The organism is Synergistaceae bacterium (genome assembly GCA_012728235.1).
Lineage (GTDB): Bacteria > Synergistota > Synergistia > Synergistales > Synergistaceae > JAAYFL01.
Genome location: JAAYFL010000100.1, coordinates 1 through 6,127 on the forward strand (window position 1 = coordinate 1; position 6,127 = coordinate 6,127).

Sequence of the window (6,127 nt, forward strand, 5' to 3'; positions counted from 1 at the left end):
ATTCCCAGCGTTTGATAACATTCAGCTATTGTTGAAACCACTACTCTTAGTGCAAGAAGATCGTAAAGCTGTTCCAATGCAAGATTTTTTCTTCTCATCTTTTCATATATGCTGTAAAAATGCTTTGGACGTCCCTTTATTGCCACATCCAAGCCCTCCGCGACAACTCTATCAGTGAGAATGTCCATAGCCTCTTTCACAATAGTTTCGCGTTCGGGCAGCTTCTTGCGAACGCGTCTTTTGATATCGTGATACATCTCAGGGTCCAAAACTCTGAAAGAAAGATCTTCGAGTTCGCGTTTAATCTGATATATGCCGAGTCGATGCGCTAAGGGAGCGTATATCTCTAAGGTTTCACGAGAGATGATAATCTGCTTTTCTCGTCTGTGAGAAGATATAGTTCTCATGTTGTGGAGGCGGTCTGCAAGTTTTATCAGAACTACTCTTATGTCTTTCGCCATAACGACAAACATTTTTCTGAGGTTTTCGGACTGATATTCTTCTGCCGATTGGAAGGAAAGCTTTCCCAGCTTTGTTACCCCTTCTACCAACACGAGAACTTCTTCGCCGAATCTCTCTTTTAGTACTTCATCGGTTACTTCCGTATCTTCTAGTACATCATGAAGCAGTGCAGCTACTATCGTCTCAGCATCAAGCTCCATCTCAGTGAGTATGGCTGCGACACTGACGGTGTGAACCACGTAGGGATCGCCACTATAGCGGCGTTGATCTTTGTGCGATTCTGATGCAAAGACAAAGGCTTCTCCTACATGCTTTATATCTTCTTTTGAAAGATAGCGGCCGGCTTTTGTCCACAGGTCTTGCCAGGCAACACGCAAGGAAGAGACACGCTGGTTCTCAGCTATTCGTCCCCAATAACCTTCCATCAACGCTTGCTGTTCATTCTTACTAACTCCTTCTGAATGCTGTTTAGCTATTCCTGAAAGATGAGCAGAGCGTACGTTTGTGGGTGTGGTTTTCTTTGCTGTTGCCAATTAATTATCACCGCCGTTAATGTTTCTATGAAACAACTATTTTATCTAATATTAACTGAAGATTGGTCATGTTGCGCCACGTATTGATTCTAGGTTTATATGCCCAACCTTCAAAGTCACTCGTGTCATTAAGCATGTTTACTGCATCAAACCCAATTAAAGTGGAGTCTCCTATATCTATTTTTACATGTCTCCCCGTCTTACCTAAGGGAGAGAGTTCTGCAATGCCTTTATAAGGAGAGTAAAGTTTCGGAGCGGGGTTATCCATTCCGAAGGGGCCTATTTCTTCCCCCCTTTTCCAAACATCAAGAGGCAGTTCTGAGGGCTCCCAATACAGAACTTCTTCCTTCTCTCCATTTGTCTCTGCCTTGGAAAGAAGGTATTCCATTTTATCTCTCAATTCTGACCAATTAGAGTCAGAAACGCTGAAGCCGGCTGCTAACTTATGACCTCCCCAAGTGTTTAGAAGCGGAGAAAGTTCTTTTAAAATTGCCACGGCATCTCCGCCTTTCGGCATACGCAAGGTGCCTCGCATATTTTCGCCTACAGGTGCCACAAGTGCTACTGGTGCATTTTTGCTGAGGCAAACCCTGCTAGCAACACTGCTCAGTATTCCGACAACCCATTCATCATTGGTTAAAACATAATGATAATCCGGTTCTTCGGATGCATCAACCTGTGCAAGGACCTTTGAGGAAAGAGCTCTCCGTTTTTGATTTAAGAAAATTATTTTATCAACAAAACTCTCTAGATTGTCACCGGAAAAAAGTATTTTTACAGCAGTATCAGCTACGTCCAAACGACCAGCAGCATTCAAGCTTGGAATTATCCGCATAGATAAATCTTCTTCTACTAGCAAAGCAGGAACTATATCTAGTTTTTCCATGAGCATATGGAGCCCTTGTCGCGGAGCAGTTCGAAGCACTTGAATTCCCTTTTGTACCAAACTCCTGTTTAAAGGTGAAGCCATGGATACACAGTCCGCAATAGTGGCCAAAGCTACTAAATCCAACATTTTTATGAGTTTTTTGGGCGGCAGTATCTCATTTTGCCAAGCCCAACTCCAAACAACAGCGGCTGCACATAATTTTTTCGCCATGCTATCCCCTGATATTTGGGGGTTTACCATCGTATCCTGCAGTGCAGGAGTGCCTTCAACAAGGTGGTGGTCAAAGATAATGACTGGAATTCCACTATCTTTAATTATTTTGACGGCTTCCACGTCTTTAGAGCCACAATCAACAACTATAACCAAGTCAAACTTTCTTTTAGCTATGTTTTGTGCGATGTCTGTGTGCAACCCGTACCCCTTACTAAACCTGTGGGGAATATAATATCTTACACTTGCACCTTTGGTCATTGCTATTTCCGTGGCTATCGCCGTAGACGAAATCCCGTCCACATCATAGTCTCCATATACGAGAACTTCTGATCTGCTAGAGAGATTCCGCATCAAAGCCACAGCTTCAGAGCTGTCTGTCCCTAAATTAAGGGTTTCCAGCAATTTTTCCATGTTCGGATTTAACCAGCTCTCTATTTCTGAGACGGATGAATCTACTGTAATGCCTCTCATTTCAAGCAGTGCCGCTTGGAACAGGTTGCATCCCAATTTCACAGACAAGTCTGCAGTTGTGGTTGATGGTCTAACTATATTTAAATCATCTACAAAACAGCGTTCTACCAAAACTATTCTGCCATTTCGCTATCAGTTTGTATGACTTCACTAGTTGCAAAAACATCTTCTTCGTCGGATGCAATATGAGTTGAGTAATGTTCTTTTGCTATAGATTCCAGCATAGCTTTCTTTTCATCTTCAAAAGCTTTTATCTTTTCATCCTTTTGTTTTATTTCTTTCTTGTATTTGCTTCTCATTTCGAACATTGATAGCACTGAAAAGATCCACATTATAGCAGCGCCGGCACAGAAGATTAAAACTTCCCAAACCCCCTGAGGGAAAGCTTTTTCAAACATAAAAAAGCGTACGGTAACTTCTTCAATATTTTGATAAGCAAAAAGTGCTGAAAGAAACATTGTAAGTGTAATAGCCAAAATATAACTTCTCATATTGTCCCTCCTAATCTTAAAAGCGTCTTAAAATCGCACGTGTACCTTACAATTATAATACATTCAACGGCTGATGTGTATAAAAAAAGAGGGGCGTTTGCGCCCCTCTTTAAGTTTTTTATATATTAAGATTTTGAAGAACGTAAAAATAGACTTACTACTGCTGAAACTGCAACATAGATTGAACTATAAGTACCAACGATTATGCCTACTAGGAACGCAAAGGCAAAGTTGCTTATTACTTCTCCACCAAAAATAAACATTGCCAATACAGGCAACAAAGTGGTTACAGAAGTGTTAATCGTTCTGGAAAGGGTCTGGTTTATGGAAGTATTAACCAGAGTCTCTATACCCATAGTCTTCACCTGAGGCCAGTTCTCTCTTACTCTGTCAAAAATGACTATCGTGTCGTTCAAAGAATAACCAACTATTGTAAGTATTGCAGCAATAAATGTGACGGAAACTTCTCTTCCCGTGAGGCTATATGCACCCAACATAATAAGAGAGTCGTGCAATAGAGCGAATACAGCTGCAACTCCAAAGCGGAATTTAAAGCGAAACGCCATATAGATAAGTATTCCAATTAGAGCAAGAACGATTGAAATTATAGCTTGCTGTCTAAGTTCTTTCCCTACCACCGGTCCTATTTTATCTATCTTAAGGATTGAAAATGTTCCAAAATCTTTCTTTAGTGTATCCAAAACAGTCTTACGTACTTCTTCATCCTGGGCCTGTAGACGTATAAGTATATCCCTGTCGTCATAGGCTTGTATTGTTGCCTGTCCTTGCCCTATAGAGCTAAGGCTTTTGCGGACTTCCGCTACTTCAACAGATTTCTCAAATTTCACCTGTAAAACAAGACCACCCGTGAAATCAACGCTGAGATTCAAACCTTTTGTGAAAAGTAGGGCTACAGAAATAAACATAACGACGAGGCTTATTGCCAGCCATATTTTTCTGTATTTTATAAAGTTAATGTTTAGTTTTGATGCATCAAAAATAGCCATATTATTGCCTCCTCCTAAAGAGTCATTCCCTTACGGTGTGAAAACATAATACCGAGAAGAGAACGTGTAACAACGACATTACAGAAGACTGAAGCAATAACACCGATGCTAAGTGTAACCGCAAAGCCCCTAATAGTACCGCTTCCGAAATAGAACAGTACGACTGCTGCAATAAGCGTTGTGATATTGGCATCCAAAATAACTACAAGAGCTTTTTTGAAGCCTGAATCAAGTGCTGCCATGAGAGATTTCCCTGAGCGGAATTCCTCTTTCATCCTTTCGTAAATAAGAACGTTGCCATCAACAACCATGCCTATGGTAAGAACGATTCCGCCGATCCCGGGCAAAGTTAGAGTTGATTTAAGAAGGATGAGCCCAGCCAATACGAGCAGAACGGTAACGCAAAGTGCTATATTAGCTGCGAATCCAAGCATGCCATAATATACGAGCATGAAAAGAACCACAAGTCCGGCTCCGATGAGTCCGGATTTAATGCCTGAATTTATTGAGTCTGAACCAAGTGTAGGTCCTACAGATCTGTTTTCCAAAATTTCGACTGAGACGGGTAGAGCTCCGGCGCGAAGCATAATCGCCAGTTTGTTGGCATCTTCAGTTGAAAATTTACCCGTGATCTGTGCGTCTCCACCTGGAATACGCTGCTGAACTACAGGAGCAGAGATTACCACGTCATCGAGTACAATGGCCAACTGCTTGTTGATATTTGCTTCTGTTGCCGCTTCAAAAAGTTTGGCTCCCTCGGCATTGAATTTTATCGAAACTCCTGCTTTTCCGAACTGATCAAAAATGGTCTCAGCTTTAGCAAGATCTTTTCCCGTAACGTATGTTTTGCCAATAAGGTATGCGGTGCCTGTCTGTCCCATAAGCAACTCAACGTTGGGATCTTCACCCACAGTAGTTTTCATTTTTTCGATGTAAGTGTCAATCTCGCCTTTGGCTTCCTGCCAACGTGCTTGAGCTGCTTTGAATTCCGCATCTGAACCATAATTTTTGCGGATGGGGGCAGCCGGAATTCTTGGAGATTCTCCCAAAACCTGACGGAAACTTAGGACAGCTGTACGACCAATCAGTTCCAGTGCCGATTCCGGGTTTTCTATTCCGGGGAGATCTATAGCAACGCGATCATCACCCTGTCTTTGTATAATAGGCTCTGCAACTCCGTACTGGTCAATACGGCTGCGAAGTACAGCTATTAGTTTGTTTACACTATCAGAAGTCACCGGAGTACCAGCTGTTTCCTTGGCTTGGAGTACAATATTCACTCCACCGCTGAGGTCAAGCCCCAATTTTATCTTTTCTTTTACCGGATAGATTATCCAAGCGGCAAGTAAAACCACAACTACAATTAGCAGCAGTCGCCACTTATCTCTCTTAACCATAAAAATATCCTCCCCACATAGAACAAGAATCGGACGATTTAGCTATCCTTCTTACATTTATCTACTTTTTTATTTTATTCTTTTGCTTTATCGGCAGCTTTTGTAGCTGTCTCTTTCTTCTTTTTTGCAGGCGCTGTTGCTTTTTCGACAGCCTTTTTCACTGTTTCTGTCTTTTCTTCTTCTTTTACTTCTACTTCTTTTTTAACAATCTTTTTCTTTTTCTTAGGTTTTTCTTCAACCGAAGCAGCTTTTACTTCTGCCGGTTTTTTCATAGAAACAGAAGTCTTTAATACTCGGGCTTTTGTCCCTAGGTTTTTGTCCATTACGACTATGTAGCTGTCATCAAGAATTTTGTCAACAACACCAAAAAAACCGCCGGCAGTAATGATTTCGTCGCCGGTTGAAATGCTTGCCAACATATCTTCCTGTGCCTTTTGTCTCTTTTTCTGTGGACGTACAATCATAAAGTAAAAAATCGCCACAAACATTGCTAACGGAAATAGTAAACTCATCATATTACCTTGTTGTCCCATTAAGAAAACTCCTCCTTAGTTTTACACGCATATAATATATTTAAATATTTTATACTTTTTTCTATAGATTAACAAAGAATATTCTAACACGTTATTTGGCGCTTAGCATGAAAAAATGAAAAAACATCAGA

At 41.1% G+C, this 6,127-nt stretch carries 6 protein-coding genes; all 6 read right to left on the reverse strand.

The window, feature by feature from the left end; all coding sequences use genetic code 11:
• A partial coding sequence (locus GXZ13_06515) for a bifunctional (p)ppGpp synthetase/guanosine-3',5'-bis(diphosphate) 3'-pyrophosphohydrolase (protein ID NLX75466.1) occupies positions 1-887 on the reverse strand: 887 nt, incomplete at its 3' end.
• 133 nt (positions 888-1,020) lie between these two features.
• Positions 1,021-2,679: a recombinase RecJ gene (locus tag GXZ13_06520; protein NLX75467.1), complete on the reverse strand. Its 1,659-nt coding sequence runs from the start codon at positions 2,677-2,679 to the stop codon at positions 1,021-1,023.
• A gap of 2 nt (positions 2,680-2,681) precedes the next feature.
• Positions 2,682-3,059 carry a LapA family protein gene (locus GXZ13_06525; GenBank protein ID NLX75468.1) on the reverse strand — a complete coding sequence of 126 codons (378 nt, stop codon included), beginning with the start codon at positions 3,057-3,059 and terminating at the stop codon, positions 2,682-2,684.
• A gap of 125 nt (positions 3,060-3,184) precedes the next feature.
• On the reverse strand, positions 3,185-4,066 hold the full coding sequence (gene secF / locus GXZ13_06530; GenBank protein ID NLX75469.1) for a protein translocase subunit SecF: 882 nt from the start codon (positions 4,064-4,066) through the stop codon (positions 3,185-3,187).
• Between the two features lie 14 nt (positions 4,067-4,080).
• Positions 4,081-5,463 carry a protein translocase subunit SecD gene (gene secD, locus GXZ13_06535; GenBank protein NLX75470.1) on the reverse strand — a complete coding sequence of 461 codons (1,383 nt, stop codon included), beginning with the start codon at positions 5,461-5,463 and terminating at the stop codon, positions 4,081-4,083.
• Between the two features lie 74 nt (positions 5,464-5,537).
• Positions 5,538-5,996: a preprotein translocase subunit YajC gene (yajC, locus tag GXZ13_06540; protein ID NLX75471.1), complete on the reverse strand. Its 459-nt coding sequence runs from the start codon at positions 5,994-5,996 to the stop codon at positions 5,538-5,540.
• Positions 5,997-6,127 lie beyond the last annotated feature (131 nt).